Below are 17,492 nucleotides of genomic sequence, written 5' to 3'. Positions count from 1 at the left end.
GCTCTATTTTGATATTCAATAAGTAAAGGTAATTGTTATGAAGACAAAACTGATTATAGCATCTCTTTTTTCACTGTCCTTCTCCACGCTGGCTGTTACTAAAACTGCTAACATTTTCTTCCCGGAAAAAGGGGTGGTTTGTGATAAAAAAGGAAAATATTGCGCTGATCAACAAGGGCTATCGCTAAAATTAACCGAAAGGTATTTAGGGAAAAGAGCCGCAGGACGCCTGAAAAAAGAGTTTGGTGATGGGCAATATATTGACTTTTCATCTTACACTTTAAGTAATGGGGTACACTGTGAGAGTAAAGAGAAAAAATGTTACAAAGACAGATATTATCCACGAACCGAAGTAAATAAAGAATTTACCCAAAAGATATATGAATAACGGCGAAACTGGCCTTCATTTAATGCAGGCCAGTTTGTTAATCTGATGAGAGTTAACCGGAAGACCAGAAACTGCCACAGCCAAAGTGAGAGGAAAAAATTAAGGAATAATCTCCGCCGACAGAATAACAACAGGTTTAACCGGTACATTCTGATATGGACCAACGTTTTCCGTTTTGACTTGAGAAATTTTATCCACAACATCCATACCTTTTACGACTTTACCAAATACTGCATAGCCAAAGTCACGCTGACCGTGATCAAGGAAAGCATTATCCGCTACGTTAATAAAAAATTGGCTGGTGGCGCTGTCTTTATCAGCGGTACGTGCCATAGAGATAGTTCCGCGTAAATTACGCAGTCCATTATCTGCCTCATTTTTAATAGCAGCTTTAGTCGCTTTTTGCTGCAAATCTTTGGTAAAACCACCACCCTGCACCATAAATCCAGGGATTACCCGATGGAAGATTGTATTGTTGTAATAACCCTCATTGACGTATTCAATAAAGTTTTTCGTTGTAATTGGAGCTTTCTGATTATTTAATTCCAGTTCAATATTACCCTCCGTTGTTGTCAGCTTCACGTGGATTTCTCCCACCGCCAAAGCCAGAGGCGCCATTGCGCTCAGAGAGCATGCAGTTACAAGTGCTACTAAAATACGTTTAAACATTCTGGGTTCCTATATTATTAAGGTCAACAACACAAACTGAATCAATTCTAATAATCTCTTCAACATCGTGCTTAATATTTACCTACATTTACGCTATCAATCGACTGGTGCTTTGAAGAAAAATGTATTCTTTCAATAACAGGTTAGATTTTATTTCATAAACCGAGCGTCATCAGTAACAAAATAGCAAGCTTGGTTCAACCCATCAGAAATATGTCATTATTTTTAATCCTGTCAACCAACAGTGGCTATCGGTATAATCTTCTTTGCCATATATTCGGCGCATTTCTCAGGGAGATAATCATTTTGACCATCAAAAACCACAACTATCATATGACCCGTTTTATCACGAGCGCACCTGATATTCGCCATCTGCCTCAAGATATGGGCATTGAAGTCGCGTTTGCCGGTCGCTCAAATGCAGGTAAATCTAGCGCTCTGAATGCTCTGACGAAACAGAAAAGCCTCGCCCGTACCAGTAAAACGCCTGGCCGAACTCAACTCATCAATTTATTCGAAGTAGAAGAAGGTATTAGCCTGGTTGACTTACCGGGTTATGGCTATGCCGAAGTACCAGAAGAGATGAAACGCAAATGGCAAAAAGCATTGGGTGAATATCTACAAAAACGTGAATGCCTGATCGGGCTGGTCGTACTGATGGATATCCGTCACCCATTGAAAGATCTTGATCAGCAGATGATCCAATGGGCAGTCGCAATGCAAGTACCGGTTATGGTGTTATTGACTAAAGCCGACAAACTGGCATCTGGCGCCCGTAAAAGTCAACTGAATAAGGTTCGTGACACCTTACTCGCGCTGAATGGGGATATTCAAGTGGAATATTTCTCAGCCCCGAAAAAAATCGGTATCGATAAACTACAACAAAAACTGGATATATGGTTCAGCCAGAAAGCCGTTCAAGTTGAAAACCATAGTTAATACAGTCTTTTTCATTCCCACCAATTAAATTCAGATGAAAAAAATGCCCCAGTCAAAATTGACTGGGGCAGCTAATATTCAGCTAAATCCGATTACGTGAAGTAAAAGGTCTGAAAGATAGAACATCTTACCTCTGTACCCTACGCCAATAACTCTACCCTATTTTATTTATTAGAAAAAGCCTTTTTGTAATTTATTTTCAGAAATTATCTCGATTCAGCCCAGAATTTTGCTCATTTTGACAACATTAAATGTAGTTTAATTACATATTTATGCGATCTAGATCTAATATGCATTACATGGACAACAAATCGGTACAAGTGAATACAAAAAATTTATTTAACTAATAATATTACTTAGTAAGAGTAAAATAACTGTTACACTCCCTCTCAATGGGCATGATTTTTCGTATAAACGCCTTATGAATAAGAATAAATCCGATACGACCTTAACCAGGAGAATAATAATGGACCAGCATGATAATGCTTCATTAGGTATAAGTAACAATAGTAACTCTCTATTAGAATGGGAAGAAAATGTCTATTGCAGCAATAATATAGCTCTCGCATCCACCATCGGAGCAACCGCTATGTTATTGCAGAATGGCAGTGTAATTACCTGGGGACTTCCACATCTTGGCGGTCAAATTCCACCTGACATTGCTGTATTACGAGATATCGTTAGCCTGAGTTCAACACAATATGCATTCGCGGCTTTACGAGCAGATCGCAGCGTGGTTGCCTGGGGAAATTCAGTTAACGGTGGACAACTTCCTCCCGACATTGCTCAACTAAAGGATATTGTTAGCCTGAGTTCAACGGCTAACGCCTTCTCAGCTCTGCGAGCAAATGGTAGCGTAGTTGCTTGGGGAGATAATCGCTATGGTGGCCAAGTTACACCAGAAGTTGCCCAATTACAGGACATTGTCAGTATAACTGCATCAGGTAATGCTTTCTTGGCTCTGCGGGCAAACCGCAGCATAGTTGCTTGGGGGCGTTTAGCTGGAGTGCTCCCACCCGAGATTACCCAACTACAGGACATCGTCAGTGTGCTTGGCAAAAACGACATGTACTCAACCTTCGCGGCCTTACGGGCAAACCGCAGTGTGGTTGCTTGGGGATACTCACTGTTTGGCGGTCAAGTTCCACCAGCAATTGCTCAATTACAAGATATCGTTAGCCTGAGTCAAACAGGTACTGCATTCGCAGCCATACGGGCAAACCGCAGCGTCGTTGCCTGGGGAGATGCAAGCAGGAGCGGCACGGTTCCGCCTGCCATTGCCCAACTACAAGATATTATTAATTTAACCGGTTCGGGCGGCACATTTATAGCTCTACGAGCAAACCGTAGTATTGTCGCTTGGGGAAACACATCAATCCCACCAGAAATTGCTGCATTAAACGATATCGTTGACCTCATCACAACAAGCTCAGCTTTCACTGCCCTGCGAACAAATCGTAGCGTGGTTACTTGGGGAACAATAGAGAGTATTGAGCAGGTCCCATATGACGCCACCCAGGTACAGAATGTCATCAGCCTAAGTGCATCAAGTGATGCCTTTGCAGCCCTACGAGCAGACCGCAGCATAGTCGCCTGGGGAGATATATATAATGGCGGCAAACTTCCACCTGAGATTGCGAACTTAAAAGACGTTATCAGCCTGACGTCAACACCCCGTAGTTTTTCAGCCTTGCGAGCAAACGGCAAGAGAGTAGCCTGGGGAGGCGGAGATTTTGTAGCGCATGGTGAATATGACTAATGCATCATTGCACATGGCTTATAATCACTTAACATGTTAAACCAAAGGGAAAAAGGCTTAACATACTGCGTTGGCATCAGGAAGAACCAATGTCCCAACGCAGTTGTTGATGTTTTTAACTGTATTAGCTCAGCCTATCGTTTATTAAGCTGGCATATCAGTGCGCCTGATCCCAATTGTCACCGATACCTACATCCACTTTCAACGGGACATCAAGCACCATACTCTTCTCCATTAATTCACGAATTTTCTGTTCTGCATATTCAAGTTGTGACTCATGGACTTCAAATACCAGCTCATCGTGAACCTGCATAATCATACGAACTTTCGGTTCTTCACTGACAATCCAATCATCCACCGCAATCATTGCTTTTTTGATGATATCCGCCGCGGTTCCCTGCATTGGCGCGTTAATAGCTTCACGTTCTGCTGCCTTACGGCGCATGGCATTGCGAGATTTGATATCCGACAGATAAAGACGACGGCCATCCAGCGTTTCAACGTAACCCTGCTCTTCCGCTTGTTTACGAGTACGCTCCATATACGCCAATACCCCCGGATAGCGCTCAAAATAGAGATCCATATAGCGTTGAGCTTCACCGCGAGGAATACCTAACTGACGGGAAAGACCAAATGCACTCATACCATAGATCAAACCAAAGTTAATCGCCTTAGCACTACGGCGCTGCTCACTGGTTACCTGTTCCAGTGGCAAACCAAAGACTTCCGCCGCCGTTGCCCGGTGAATGTCTTGCCCCTCAGCAAAAGCTTTCAACAACCCTTGATCTTGAGATAAATGGGCCATAATCCGCAACTCAATCTGAGAATAGTCAGCGGCCATAATCCGGTAACTTTCAGGTGCCACAAATGCCTGACGAATGCGGCGGCCCTCTTCATTACGGACAGGAATATTTTGCAAATTAGGATCACGTGAAGAGAGACGCCCGGTTGCCGTTACCGCTTGGTGATAAGAAGTATGCACCCGTTTGGTCAGCGGATGGACCATCTGTGGTAATTTATCGGTGTAAGTGGATTTCAATTTTGCCAGCCCACGATGCTCTAAGATCACTTTCGGCAATACATGGGTATCTGCCAACTCTTCCAATACTTCTTCATTCGTAGATGGAGCACCGCCCGGCGTTTTTTTTACCACCGGCAATTGCAATTTTTCAAACAATATCGTCTGTAACTGTTTTGGCGAAGCCAGATTGAAAACCTCACCTGCCAATTCATGTGCTTCTTTTTCCAACTCATCCAGACGGGCGGTGATCTCTTTTGAATGCTCAGCCAAAATATTTGCATCAATTAGCACACCTGTACGTTCCATACGGGAAAGCACCATGACCAGTGGCATTTCTGTATTCAGAAATACCTTTTCTAGCGTCGGCGCTTTCTCCAATTGCGGCCACATAACCTGATGCAGCAATAAAGTGACATCTGCATCTTCTGCGGCGTACATTGCGGCCTGCTCTACCGGGACCTGATTAAAAGTGAGTTGATTTTTACCTTTACCAGCAATCTCTTCAAAAGTCGTGGTCCTATGATTCAGATGACGCTCAGCCAAGCTATCCATATCATGCCGACCCATACCTGCAACGCTATTAAGTACGTAAGATTCCAGCATGGTATCGTAAGCAATGCCTTGCAGTTCAATGCCGTAACGCGCCAACACACCACGATCAAACTTAATATTCTGACCAATTTTCAGCAGGTTACTATCTTCAAGTAGCGGTTTTAATGCAGCCAACACAACTTCTCTGTCAAGTTGTTCAGGCGCCCCCAGATAGTCATGGCCTAGAGGTAGATAAGCCGCATCGCCGGCAGAAATTGCAAATGACACCCCCACCAGATTAGCAGTCAAAGTATCAAGGCTGTCAGTTTCAGTATCAAAAGCAAAAACAGGCGCTTTTTTCAACTTCTCAATCCACTCATCAAAGCTTTGCTGATCAAGAATAGTCTGATAATTATCAGAAGAGAGTGTGGCCGCAACAGATTTATCTTCCGTCGGAGATGATTCATCATTACCAGTGGATACCGGTTTTTTGCCTTTCTCTGCCAGCCAATCGCCGTTTGCCACATCACTTAACCAGCGTTTGAACTCATAACGAGAAAACAACTGATGCAGTTTCTCCGTATCAGGCTCTTTGACTGACAAAGCAACACAGGTTTTATCCAACTCAACATCTGTTTTGATAGTTGCCAGTTTATAGGAGAGATAAGCGACATCTTTATGCTGCACCATCTTATCCGCCAGCGTTTTCGCCCCACGGAAACTGAGCCCGGCAATTTTATCCAAATTGGCAAAGATATCATCCATGCCACCAATCCCTTGCAGTAATCCCAGTGCGGTTTTTTCTCCCACCCCAGGTACACCAGGAATATTGTCAGAAGAGTCTCCCATCAATGCCAGAAAATCGATAATCAGATCTGGCGGCACACCATACTTTTCAACGACGTCTTCCGGCCCCAAAATGGTGTTATTCATGGTATTAATAAGCGTGATACTCGGCGTGACCAGTTGCGCCATATCTTTATCGCCAGTGCTGATAAGTACCGCACGCCCCTCTTTTTCTGCCTGTAACGCCAAAGTCCCGATAACATCATCAGCTTCTACTCCTGGCACCACCAGCAATGGTAATCCCATAGCTTCGACCATCTGATGTAGCGGTTCTATTTGAGTACGCAGATCATCCGGCATAGGAGGACGATGAGACTTATACTCAGCGAACAATTCATCACGAAAAGTTTTGCCTTTAGCATCAAATACCACCGCTACATGGCTTGGTTTGTACTGCATTATCAAGCTGCGTAGCATATTCAATACACCATACATTGCTCCGGTCGGCTCTCCTGCGCTATTCATCAGCGGAGGGAAAGCATGATAAGCACGATAAAGGTATGAGGAGCCATCAACCAAAATCAGGGGATTGTCTGCTATCTGAGCCATAAATCTTCTTTATTATCTGTATCTGTTACGGGTGTGATAAGGAAATAGGATGCCACAGCAAGCAGTAGGAAACGAATTTTATGTGAATTTTCTTTGCTGAAACCCGATTAAAATATTCACATCCTGCTATAAATTCTGTGGATAACTTTGTGTATAGATATTACAAGCTTTATTTAGGTATCGATCGTTGATAAAAAAAACTTATCAACCTCAGGTAAAAAATCAATGACTTATAATCTTAGTCATTAAACTGTCATATTGCTTTATAGATCACGGAGTTGTGGATATAACCAGTGTTTGTTTTACATAAAATCTTTTTAGCATGCATTGTGCCAAAGATTCTCAAGTTGGTGGGTAGGCCGTTTGTGATGTAACTTACTTTTGTCTTACCAGAAGTTGTTCGATTTCAATGTCAATTCTTGCTTTTTTATATCCTTTATATGAGCACGTTAGTAGTGTTAAATATGAGTGAAAACGAGATTTACAGACGCATAAAGCTTGCTTTTGACAAAGCGCCAAGAAACCAGTTTACGGTTGAGTTACATTTACAAATGCTCAAGCATGCCGACGAATTAAAACACATTACAGCGAGGGAGTTTTGTGAAGGAGTAAGTCTTCACCCGAACTTCGACGCGGAGTTTAGTAAAATGCGTAATTTGACCTCTCATCTTAAAGCTGCTGGTCTTGACACGAATCTTCTTTAACAAAATATTTTTGGAAGGGGGTATTAATGAGTGACGACACTTTTGAATATGGCAGCCGGTGGCTCAAGACGGATTTTCACCTCCACACCCGTGCGGATAAAGAGTTCAAATACACGGGTGCAGATAACGACTACGTGAATCAATACGTACATTCGCTAAAAGATGCCGGTATTGGCCTTGGTGTGATTACCAACCATAACAAGTTCGATATGTCTGAATTTAAGAGTCTGCGCAAAAAGGCCCAAAAATCCGGCATTGGTCTGCTGCCCGGTATTGAGCTCTCGGTAAAAGATGGGAACGCGGGTGTGCATACCCTAGTGGTGTTTTCCGATGAGTGGATAAGCAACAAGGAACAAAAAAATTATATCCAAGACTTTCTCAATGTGACCTTTGCCGGGAAAGCTAATTTTGAGCAGGAAAATGCGCGTTCGAATCACGATATTCTCAAAACCATTAAAATTTTGGATGGTTATCACAAAGACTACTTTTTAGTTTTTGCTCATGTGGAAGCACCCAACGGTTTATGGGGTGGTTTATTGCCGGGTCGGATAAAAGAACTTTTCGACAATGCTTTTGTTCAATGCAGAGCTTTGGCATTCCAAAAGGTTCGCACCCGAGATGAGCGCTCTAAGATCCAGCAAGCACTGGGTGACTTATATCCTGCTGAAGTGGAAGGTTGCGATGCTAAGAACCTTGCCGATATGTCGGCCAGAAAGGAAGCCAGTTATCTCAAACTCGGTGCGTTCAGCTTTGAGGCTGTAAAGTTTGCCCTGCGGGATAAGAGATCCCGCGTACAAGCTAAGCTACCTAACTATCGCCATTCGTTTATTCGTAAAATCAGTTTTGAAGGTGTAGGCACCTTAGGTGGCACTAAAATCTGTCTATCTCCGGAACTGAATACTCTGATTGGCATTCGTGGCAGTGGCAAATCTTCCGTATTGGAAGGCATTCGCTATGCCCTGAATATCCCGTTTGGCGATAAGTCCTCTGACGTTGAATACAAAGAAGGTTTAGTTAAGCACCTACTATGTAGTGGCGGGAAGATCACTATCGACGCGATTGACCGGCGAGGCCAACCTTACCAGATACGACGTATATTAGGTGAACGCCCTGATGTATATGTTAACGGGCAATTACAGCCGGGTGTGTCGATTCGAGAAACCGTCCTACATCAACCCATTTACTTTGGTCAAAAAGACTTGTCGAGCACTGGCGCTGGATTTGAAAAAGACCTAATTGAAAAGCTGGTTGGGGAAGCTTTAATTTCTGTTCGCCAAAAGATAGAGCAAGGCCGTCAGCGTGTAGTGGATGCTATTGATCAGATTAAACGTTTAACCCGTGATGCCTTGCAGAAACAAGAGTGGCAGCAAAAAAAGCAGGATGTTGAGTTTAAGTTAAGGTTTTACCAGCAACACGGCGTAGAAGCCAAATTGCAAAAGCAGATTGATTTTGATCGGGATGAGCGCAAAGCGCAGCAGATGATCCAAGGGGCACAGCATTATCTGACCGAGCTAAATAGCTTTATTGCCAGCTTTGAAGATGAACTGAAAAACCAGATTCTGTATAAGTCAGCACAGAATCAGCCTTTTTTTGATGACTTTTTTGCGGTCTATCAACAGTTGCTCACTGGCTTTGACGAAATTAAGCAAGTGGCTGGAAGTGATCAAGCGACAGTTCAGCAATTGCAGCAAAAGTTGGTGGGCTTTCAACAACAAAAACAAGCGTTGAAAGAAGAATTTGCGGAAATCGAGCGCAAGTTAGCCAGTGAGTTTCAACAAGCGGGTGCACAAGCAATCAGTCCGCAAGAGTTTAAGCAGCTTAAAAGTCAGCTCGATCATGCTGAGCAAATGCTGGCTGTATTGACCAAGAGTGAGCAGCAATATACGGATTTGAATCAAGGAGTTGAACGGGAATTGGTTCAACTGAATAGTCTTTGGTTTGAAGAATACTGCGCTATTGAGCAAGTGCTGAATAAAATCAATCGAGTGGATTCGCCGTTAAAAATTGTGCCGAAATTTAAAGATAACAAAGCGGCCATGCTCAAGCATATTCAGGATTTATTCCGCGGCAGCCGTATTCGAGAAACTAAATTGCAAACAGTAGTGAATAAGTTCAGCGATTTTGGTGAGGCATGGCGAGAAAAGGATAAATTGAAAGCGCTGCTTGGTGGTTCGTTCGATACCTTCTGGCAGTGTTTTGAAGATAATCTAGACGCTTTGCTGACTTGGCAGGTGCCGAATGTTTTCACCATTGAATACCACGGTAAGGCTCTGGCTCATCATTCATTAGGGCAACGCGCATCTGCATTAATACTGTTTGTTCTAAGCCAACAAGAAAATGATGTTGTGATCATAGATCAACCAGAAGACGACTTGGATAACCAGACGATCTATGACGATGTTATCAAGCTTATTCGTGAGTTAAAGCCAAAAACGCAGTTCGTCTTTGCCACTCATAACGCCAACATTCCAGTGTTAGGCGATGCTGAGCAAGTCATCGCCTGTGAATATCAGGATGATCATATTAATATTGTCAGTGGCAGCATTGACTGCGCGGATGTTCAGCAGCGTATAGTCGGTATTATGGAAGGCGGTGCAGAAGCCTTCGAGAAACGTAAACAGGTATATGAAGCATGGAAACCCAAGAACTCTTAGCAATAATTGCACGTGATGAAGATAGCCGCCATCAATTTAAAGCAGACGTCAACAATGCATCTTCGTTAGGTGCCGAAATGGTAGCGTTTTCCAATGGTACTGGAGGCTTAATTCTCATTGGTGTTAACAATGGCGATGGGTCTCGATCTGGATTGACGAGAGAAGATATCGGTCGAATTAATCAAATCATAGCGAATGCTGCTACAAATAATGTTCGCCCCCCAATAAATCCTGTTACGGAAAACATTCAACTCCCCGATGGCCTGGTCATTGCAGTACATATAGAGCAAGGCATCAGTAAACCTTATATGGATACTCAGGGCTATGTTTGGGTGAAAAATGGTTCTGATAAGCGAAGGGTGACCGCTCGCGAAGAGTTGCAGCGAATGTTTCAGGAGGCGGCACTGATTCATGCAGATGAGACACCGGTAAGTGGTACGTCAGTAGCCGACATCGATCAGGAGTTCTTTGATTCGTTTTTCGAGGGGGAATACGGAGAGAGGGTTGAGGAACAAGGTGTATCTCGCTCTCAGCTTTTAGAGAATATGAATTTGGCTAAAAATGGTCAGTTGAATATTTGTGGTACTTTGTTGTTTGCATCGCGGCCTCAGATTCGCCTTCCTGTATTTATCGTAAAGGCTGTTGCCTTCCCCGGCGTGGATATTGAAGATGAGCACTATATTGATAGTCAAGATATCAATGGCAAGTTGTCGGATGTGTTCCAAAAGGTGCTGGGGTTTGTATTGGCAAATATACGACATATTCAAAATAAGCAGAGCTTTAACTCACTTGGCGAGGCTGAAATCCCGAGGATTGTTTTAGAAGAGCTGATTTCCAATGCGCTTATTCATCGCGATTACTTTGTGTCAGCCCCCGTTAAAGTGCTGGTTTTTGCAGATCGAATTGAAATTATTAGCCCCGGCCATTTACCCAATAATTTAACCATTGAGAACATTAAGATGGGGAACTCAAATATTCGCAACCCAATCTTGGCTTCATTTGCTTCTAAGGTATTGCCATACAGAGGTTTGGGAAGTGGCATTAAACGTGCAATCAAAGCATACCCAGATATTGAATTGATTGATAATAGGGAGGGAAATACATTCAAAGCTATCATTAGCCGAGTGTTACCCAATGAGTGACTCCAAATCACTTCACTGAATATTTTCCACCTGTATTTTCTAAGGGAATCCCCCCTCCTGAGTCACGGAGTGCGAAGGTGGGGGAGGATGTCGAAGTATTACTTCTGATTTAATAGGAAGTTAACCACGTCTGAATAGGATTTTGCATAGTTATCAGCAGAAGAGGCATCAATGCCGTCATTTTTCACCATATACTTGCCGTTAACAAACATTGCCGGTACACCTCGCAGTTGCAAATCCTGAGCGGCTTTTTGCTGCTTAACAACTAAGGATTTCACCACAAAACTACTCATGGCAGCATCATAATCCTCAGCCGTCACCCCGGCTTTGATAAAGGCATCGCGAATATCATTCGGAGTCTTAATAGCCAGTGTTTTCTGAATACCCTCAAACAGCACTGGAGTTACTTTGTCTTCAACCCCCATTGCCATTGCCGCAGCCCAGGCAGTAGTCAATTCTTTACCCAGTGGCCCTAAAAAATCCACATGATAACGGACAAGTTTTGTCCCTTCCGGTAAATGCTGTTTCACCGTCTGAGGCACTTTAAAAATCTCTTCAAACTGATAACAGTGGGGGCAATAGAAAGAGAAGAATTCTAGCACCGGTGGTTGATCCGCTACCGGCGATTTCAATTCAACATACTGTTTTCCTTCAGTAAAATTGGCGGCAGATACGCTAAATGCCATAACCATTCCGACTAAAGCTAACCACAACTTCTTCATAACTATCTCCATGATAAACATTAATACATCGGGTTAAGCTGCAAAGGTGATTCCTGCAACAGCTTAATCTGTTCAGAAAAAAGTGACGTCTGTTTTAACCAAAAATCGGTATCTGTCATCCAAGGAAACGCTTTGGGAAAAGCAGGATCCTGCCAACGTCGAGCAACCCATGCCAAATAATAGATCATCCGCATAGCACGCAATGGTTCTATCAATGGCAATTCCTTCGGATCAAAATCTGCAAATTCACTATAGGCTTCCAGCAGTGTATCTAACTGCAATAGCTGTTCCTGACGAGAGCCATGAAGCAACATCCATAAATCCTGAATTGCTGGGCCGTTACGCGCATCATCAAGGTCAACAAACCAAGCTTCGTCACGCCACAAGATATTACCCGGATGGCAGTCACCATGAAGCCTCAATATTTGCCAATCATCGCGCCAATTTGATACTACGACATTTATCAAATCATCCAATACCGCCAAAAATTGCCTTCTCTGTCCCGCAGGAACCAACTCACATGCAGCCAAATCCTGTCGTGGCTGATGCAGATACTCATTTAACCCGATAGTTGGACGAGAAGTGAATTTTTGCTGGCGACCAATCTGATGAATTCTCCCTAGCAAACGCCCTACATCTTCTAATTGAAAGAGATTATCGGATTCATACTGACGCCCTCCAATGCTTGGAAAAACAGCAAAAAAGAAATCTTTAAAAGTCAGTAAAGTTTGCTTATTAAATACCAAAGGTGCCGCAACAGGTAAATCAGCTTGTTGTAGCGCCAAAGCAAAATCATGCTCTTCCTGAATCTGCTGCTGATCCCAACGTAGTGGCCGGTAAAACTTCACAACATAACGTTTACGATCTTCATCTATAAACTGATAAACACGGTTCTCATAACTGTTTAACTCTGTCAGCCCGGAATCGACATACAGCCCGGTCTGCACCAATGCATCCATAATCAAATCCGGTGTTAATTCCCGGAAATTAAAAGCAGACTGGTTTGTTAGCACATTCTATTCTCTTGATTAATCTGTAATAACGGCTATACAAATTAACAGGGATGACCACATAGAGAAAGGATTGCTCTGTCAATAAGCGTAAAGATGACCCTTTTATCAGCAAGTTATCTGGTGAGCTTATTTAAAAATGCTCAGTTAAACCCAAATAATCAAGCTGAAAAGAAGTTATTATTAGTGGTAATAACTACCTCAGTTGATAACTTGAACATTATGCAACCAAAAATAAGCGGCGCGATCCTTGCTGGAGGTCGCGCCACCCGTATGGGCGGCAATGATAAAGGGTTAATTTTTTTAAATAAAAAACCACTGTACCAACATATTGCGGATAAGCTATTTCCACAAGTAGATGAATTAATTATCAACGCGAACCGCAATCTGGATATTTACCGACAAAGTGGTTATCAAATTGTTCCAGATTTAACACCAGACTTCTCTGGCCCCCTTTCAGGCATACTGACAGTCCTAAAATCAGCTAGTTACGATTGGGTTATATTTGTTCCTTGTGATGTACCAGATCTCCCCACTGATTTAGTCATTCGCTTATGGCAGGGAAAACAGCAAGCATTGGCAGCCTATGTAAATGATGGCAACCGGGCTCACCCTACCATCGCTTTACTACACCGCAGTCTGACTTCTCAATTAGAGAATTATTTGGCTAACGGTGATCGCAAATTAATACTGTTTATGCATAAGATCAGAGCGATAGCCGTTCAATTTGATGATAATCCCATCGTCTTTACTAATCTGAATACACCGGAAGATTGCCGACATTGGGAGCATATACAGGAGATCAAAAAATGAGTACCAAACCGCTTCCGCTACTGGGTATTACAGCCTATAGCGGAACAGGAAAAACCACGCTGCTCAAACAAGTGATCCCATTATTACGTCAACGGCAAATCCGGGTTGGTCTGATAAAACACACCCATCACGATGTGGATGTGGATAAACCGGGCAAAGACAGTTATGAACTGCGCAAAGCCGGTGCAGAGCAAACTCTGGTTGCCAACCAGCAACGCTGGGCGTTAATGACAGAAACGCCAGATTTGATGAAAATAGATTTGAACTATCTTGCCAGCCGTTTTGATCCAAATTCACTGGATCTGATTCTAGTGGAAGGTTTTAAAGATGAACCAATCAACAAGATCGTTCTATACCGCAACACTCTTAACCACCGATTAAGCGATCTGCTTGATCAACATGTGATTGCTGTTGCCAGTGATGAAAAATTGGAGACTATTTTGCCACAATTGAATATCAATCAACCTGAACAGGTGGCTGATTTTATTGTCGAATGGCTAAATATGGAGCGTTAAGTCACTTCCGCCTGCGTCCAGTCATGTGAAAACTCCCGAAACACAGGCAGAAGACCAAAAACAACTACGGATAAGGGAATAATTAACCGATTGTACTTCTTTTGGATCAAGACCTGATTACAGCACCGGCCACCAAACGCCCCTGATGGAACGTCGCCTGACGGGCGGGCAAACGTGCCACGGCCTCAGCAGAACAACTCGCTGCCACCAAGACAAATTCCGCCTTATCACCTACCCGCGGCCAAATACGCTGCCCCTGGTCATTAAGCGGCAATACACCGCCAGTAGCAATAGCCATAGCGCGGGAAAGATGAAATTCATCTGAGTCACGGTACAACTGCGCATACAAATTCGCCTTTTCCAACATATCACCCGTGCCAAACGGCGACCAATGATCAACCACACTATCAGTACCCGTCATAATAAATACCCCTTTAGCCATGAGTTGCGGCAACGGCATCATCAAGCTACCAATAGGCACGGTGGAAGCTATCGTGATTTTTTGCTCCGCCAAACGGGAAGCGGTTTCTGTTAGTTTCCCCTCATCCAATGTGGTCAGGGCGAAGGCGTGGCTGATAGTGACCTTACCACGCAAAGCGGATATCTTCTCCACCGTATCAATCATATAGTTGATAGCAGCAACACCCGCTGGGCTTACCTCATGCAGATGAATATCCACACCAGCGTTATTATCGAGTGCAATCTGGAACATAGTATCCAGTGATTTTTCCATCGCAGCATCCACGCTAGTAGGGTCCAACCCACCAACATACTGTACCCCCATTTGCATCGCCTCACGCATCAGTCCCTCCACTTTGGAGTGCAGCAAACCGTGCTGAGGAAAAGCAACGATTTCACAACTGAAATCATCACGGTAATTATCTAACGCATACTGCAAATGCTCCAAACTCTTCAAACCACTAACCGGATCAATATTACAATGGCTACGGGCTACCGTACTGCCCTTGGATTGCAACAGAGCGATCAAACCCTCCGCTCGTTGCTGTGAAGTAGGCAGTAGTTTGGGGATCAGAGTTTGTTCCTGAGCGATCATATCCATAATGGTTTTACCCTGGCGGGGTAACGGTGCCTGCCACGGACCACCGTAGAAAGTCTTATCTAAATGGATGTGCATATCACGGAAAGTAGGCAACAACAGCTGTCCCTGCGCTTGATAGCATGGCAAATGCGTATTTAGTAGCACACTCGCAGCATGGATTGCAGCGATCCGACCATCTTTGATTTCCAATGTATATAATGCGGTACGTGTGCCAATCACAATATCGCCATTATATTCAAACCCATCCTCCAATAGCACATCTCTCAGATAGTAATGGCTATCAATAAGGGTAGTCTGCATCAATGATGTATTAGCGGCAGTGGTTGATGGTATAGCCTGCACGATCCCCCCGGTCAAGGAGACCGCCGCACAAGCGGTAGTGAATTTACCCGTTTGGCTGAGAAAAGCTCTTCGGCTTTGCTGTTGAGTTTTTTCCACATTTAAGTCCTTATTTGAATCCTCAAAAAAGCTCACTGAATGTGACTGCTTCCCACCCTATCAAGGGATTACGACAGTTTTTGCTAAAGAATTAGACATTGAATGACAAGATGATTGTAGCATTTAGCCAACCACGTCAATCAGCCTGTAATGAACAGGTATAATGTTAAATCCAAACAAACGATATGCGCTCTCGTGTGTTTCATTCGTTTGTGCACAAATCCTTACACCTATCTCTGATAAGAGAAAGGCCGAATGGAATCGGCCTTTAGAAAAATGTTATAGATAGGGTTCAACAATATCACCGCATCGTTACAAACTCTTCCGCCGCAGTGGGATGAATTGCAACCGTGTTATCAAAGTCTTTCTTCGTTGCCCCCATCTTCAATGCAACAGCGAAACCTTGCAGCATTTCATCCATTCCGAAGCCGATACCATGAATGCCAACAATCTTCTCTTCCGGCCCGACACATACCAATTTCATCCGGCACGGCTGGCGATGTTGAGTGACAGCGGTATACATCGCAGTAAAAGAAGATTGATAAGTTTTCACCTGCTCTTCACCAAATTGCGCTTTCGCCTGAGGTTCCGTCAGCCCCACAGTACCAATAGGCGGATGGCTGAATACGACAGTTGGAATATTGGTGTAATCCAGATGTTCTTCTGGTTTATTGTTAAACAAGCGCTCAGACAAACGACGACCTGCTGCAACCGCTACGGGGGTTAATTCCACTGCACCGGTGTTATCACCTACTGCATAAATACCTTTCACATTCGTGTTCTGGTATTCATCAACTCTAATGTAGCCTTTTTCATTCAACTCAACACCGGCTACAGACAAATTCAGATTATCCGTTGCGGGCTCACGGCCAATAGCCCAGATTAGGGTATCAACGGTTTGTTCTTTGCCATTTTGCAGTTGCAAGGTCAGGCTACCATCCGCATTTTTACTTACTGATTTTGGCACCGATTCTGTATGCAAAGTAGGTCCTTCGGTATTGATAACTTCCAAGAGTGTTTCAACAATCATCGGATCAAAAGAACGCAACGGTGCATGTTGACGCACAAATAGATGGGTTTCACTACCAAGAGCATGCAATACACCAGCAATTTCTACGGCAATATAACCTGCGCCAACAACCGCAACCCGCTTTGGCATCTCTTCCAATGCAAAAAAACCATCAGAATCAATACCATATTCTGATCCTGGTATATCAAGCCGCACAGGGCGGCCACCTGTCGCAATCAGAATATGATCTGCGGTGATTTTTTCACCATTCACTTCAACCGTATGTGCATCAACAAAACGGGCAAACCCCTGGATCACATCAACTTTATTGTTACCCAAGCCACGCCTATAAGACTGGTGGATACGATCGATATAAGCAGTGCGACTGGCAATGAGTGTCTTCCAGTTAAAGCGGTTGATTGTCGTATCAAAACCATAATCTGGCCCATATTGGTGGATAGATTCAGCAATTTGCGCCGCATGCCACATCACTTTCTTCGGAACACAGCCCACATTGACACACGTTCCACCCAATGCCTTAGCTTCAATTAGGGCACATTTCTGCCCGTACGTAGCCGCACGGTTAATTGATGCTATGCCACCACTGCCACCACCAATCGCTATATAGTCGTAATGTTTGCTCATCCGGATTGTTTCCATCTAATCAATTCAAGGGAGTTAATACCCAAAGCCTATTATGGCAAAAAATATCAAGCAGTCGTG

General features: G+C 43.7%; 15 protein-coding genes. 8 read left to right on the top strand and 7 right to left on the bottom strand.

The genetic code is table 11. The features are described from left to right. Positions 1-37: 37 nt before the first annotated feature. The gene (locus tag CKY02_RS11925; protein WP_112895451.1) at positions 38-388 is read left to right on the top strand and encodes a YcgJ family protein; all 351 of its coding nucleotides are present in this window, start codon (positions 38-40) and stop codon (positions 386-388) included. Positions 389-487: 99 nt separating this feature from the next. On the opposite strand, the gene ppiA is transcribed toward CKY02_RS11925, so the two are convergent. Beyond that, complete coding sequence (gene ppiA, locus CKY02_RS11920) at positions 488-1,057, bottom strand: peptidylprolyl isomerase A (protein WP_112895450.1); 570 nt, start codon at positions 1,055-1,057, stop codon at positions 488-490. 306 nt (positions 1,058-1,363) lie between these two features. Here ppiA and yihA point away from each other — a divergent pair, with 306 nt between their 5' ends. Continuing rightward, complete coding sequence (gene yihA / locus CKY02_RS11915) at positions 1,364-1,996, top strand: ribosome biogenesis GTP-binding protein YihA/YsxC (protein ID WP_112878135.1); 633 nt, start codon at positions 1,364-1,366, stop codon at positions 1,994-1,996. A gap of 78 nt (positions 1,997-2,074) precedes the next feature. Here yihA and spfP read toward each other — a convergent pair whose 3' ends face one another. Further along, the gene (spfP, locus tag CKY02_RS26875; protein ID WP_438361642.1) at positions 2,075-2,122 is read right to left on the bottom strand and encodes a small protein SpfP; all 48 of its coding nucleotides are present in this window, start codon (positions 2,120-2,122) and stop codon (positions 2,075-2,077) included. A 340-nt stretch (positions 2,123-2,462) separates the two neighbouring features. On the opposite strand from spfP, the gene CKY02_RS11910 reads away from it, so the two are divergent. Beyond that, positions 2,463-3,755 (top strand): RCC1 domain-containing protein, encoded by a 1,293-nt coding sequence (locus tag CKY02_RS11910; RefSeq protein ID WP_112895449.1) that lies wholly within the window; start codon positions 2,463-2,465, stop codon positions 3,753-3,755. 157 nt (positions 3,756-3,912) lie between these two features. On the opposite strand, the gene polA is transcribed toward CKY02_RS11910, so the two are convergent. Beyond that, on the bottom strand, positions 3,913-6,702 hold the full coding sequence (polA, locus tag CKY02_RS11905) for a DNA polymerase I (RefSeq protein ID WP_112895448.1): 2,790 nt from the start codon (positions 6,700-6,702) through the stop codon (positions 3,913-3,915). A gap of 464 nt (positions 6,703-7,166) precedes the next feature. Here polA and CKY02_RS11900 point away from each other — a divergent pair, with 464 nt between their 5' ends. From CKY02_RS11900 to CKY02_RS11890, 3 genes are read left to right on the top strand one after another with little or no spacing between them, the layout of a single operon-like run. Then, positions 7,167-7,406 carry an HTH-like domain-containing protein gene (locus CKY02_RS11900; RefSeq protein ID WP_112895447.1) on the top strand — a complete coding sequence of 80 codons (240 nt, stop codon included), beginning with the start codon at positions 7,167-7,169 and terminating at the stop codon, positions 7,404-7,406. Positions 7,407-7,432: 26 nt separating this feature from the next. Beyond that, positions 7,433-10,060, top strand: a complete 2,628-nt coding sequence (locus tag CKY02_RS11895) for a TrlF family AAA-like ATPase (protein ID WP_112895446.1) — start codon at positions 7,433-7,435, stop codon at positions 10,058-10,060. Next, positions 10,039-11,202 carry an RNA-binding domain-containing protein gene (locus CKY02_RS11890; protein WP_036813449.1) on the top strand — a complete coding sequence of 388 codons (1,164 nt, stop codon included), beginning with the start codon at positions 10,039-10,041 and terminating at the stop codon, positions 11,200-11,202. The genes CKY02_RS11895 and CKY02_RS11890 overlap by 22 nt, the downstream gene beginning before the upstream one ends. A 98-nt stretch (positions 11,203-11,300) precedes the next feature. Here the strand turns inward: CKY02_RS11890 and dsbA are convergent, their stop codons facing one another. After that, a complete protein-coding gene (dsbA, locus tag CKY02_RS11885) occupies positions 11,301-11,924 on the bottom strand; it encodes a thiol:disulfide interchange protein DsbA (RefSeq protein ID WP_112895445.1) in 624 nt (207 codons plus the stop codon). A 20-nt stretch (positions 11,925-11,944) separates the two neighbouring features. Continuing rightward, positions 11,945-12,937 (bottom strand): serine/threonine protein kinase, encoded by a 993-nt coding sequence (locus CKY02_RS11880; protein ID WP_112895444.1) that lies wholly within the window; start codon positions 12,935-12,937, stop codon positions 11,945-11,947. A gap of 219 nt (positions 12,938-13,156) precedes the next feature. Between CKY02_RS11880 and mobA the strand changes: the two genes are divergently transcribed. Beyond that, a complete protein-coding gene (gene mobA, locus CKY02_RS11875; RefSeq protein ID WP_193493124.1) occupies positions 13,157-13,747 on the top strand; it encodes a molybdenum cofactor guanylyltransferase MobA in 591 nt (196 codons plus the stop codon). Then, a complete protein-coding gene (mobB, locus tag CKY02_RS11870; RefSeq protein ID WP_112895443.1) occupies positions 13,744-14,262 on the top strand; it encodes a molybdopterin-guanine dinucleotide biosynthesis protein MobB in 519 nt (172 codons plus the stop codon). Before mobA ends, mobB begins: the two co-directional genes overlap by 4 nt. 106 nt (positions 14,263-14,368) lie before the next feature. Here mobB and CKY02_RS11865 read toward each other — a convergent pair whose 3' ends face one another. Further along, complete coding sequence (locus CKY02_RS11865) at positions 14,369-15,760, bottom strand: amidohydrolase family protein (protein ID WP_112895442.1); 1,392 nt, start codon at positions 15,758-15,760, stop codon at positions 14,369-14,371. Between the two features lie 301 nt (positions 15,761-16,061). Continuing rightward, positions 16,062-17,414: a glutathione-disulfide reductase gene (gene gorA, locus CKY02_RS11860; protein ID WP_112895441.1), complete on the bottom strand. Its 1,353-nt coding sequence runs from the start codon at positions 17,412-17,414 to the stop codon at positions 16,062-16,064. Between the last annotated feature and the right edge of the window lie 78 nt (positions 17,415-17,492).

The organism is Photorhabdus bodei (assembly GCF_003287735.1).
Classification (GTDB): Bacteria; Pseudomonadota; Gammaproteobacteria; order Enterobacterales; family Enterobacteriaceae; genus Photorhabdus; species Photorhabdus kayaii.
Note: the sequence above shows the minus strand (reverse complement) of the source record. Positions and strands in the feature narration are given on the sequence as shown.

Bases quoted from the DNA above. Each gene is read 5' to 3' on its own strand.
- CKY02_RS11925 (WP_112895451.1), top strand. From the start codon at position 38: ATGAAGACAAAACTGATTATAGCATCTCTTTTTTCACTGTCCTTCTCC.
- gorA (WP_112895441.1), bottom strand. From the start codon at position 17,414: ATGAGCAAACATTACGACTATATAGCGATTGGTGGTGGCAGTGGTGGC.
- mobB (WP_112895443.1), top strand. From the start codon at position 13,744: ATGAGTACCAAACCGCTTCCGCTACTGGGTATTACAGCCTATAGCGGA.
- dsbA (WP_112895445.1), bottom strand. From the start codon at position 11,924: ATGAAGAAGTTGTGGTTAGCTTTAGTCGGAATGGTTATGGCATTTAGC.
- ppiA (WP_112895450.1), bottom strand. From the start codon at position 1,057: ATGTTTAAACGTATTTTAGTAGCACTTGTAACTGCATGCTCTCTGAGC.
- mobA (WP_193493124.1), top strand. From the start codon at position 13,157: ATGCAACCAAAAATAAGCGGCGCGATCCTTGCTGGAGGTCGCGCCACC.
- CKY02_RS11910 (WP_112895449.1), top strand. From the start codon at position 2,463: ATGGACCAGCATGATAATGCTTCATTAGGTATAAGTAACAATAGTAAC.
- CKY02_RS11890 (WP_036813449.1), top strand. From the start codon at position 10,039: ATGGAAACCCAAGAACTCTTAGCAATAATTGCACGTGATGAAGATAGC.
- CKY02_RS11900 (WP_112895447.1), top strand. From the start codon at position 7,167: ATGAGTGAAAACGAGATTTACAGACGCATAAAGCTTGCTTTTGACAAA.
- CKY02_RS11895 (WP_112895446.1), top strand. From the start codon at position 7,433: ATGAGTGACGACACTTTTGAATATGGCAGCCGGTGGCTCAAGACGGAT.
- polA (WP_112895448.1), bottom strand. From the start codon at position 6,702: ATGGCTCAGATAGCAGACAATCCCCTGATTTTGGTTGATGGCTCCTCA.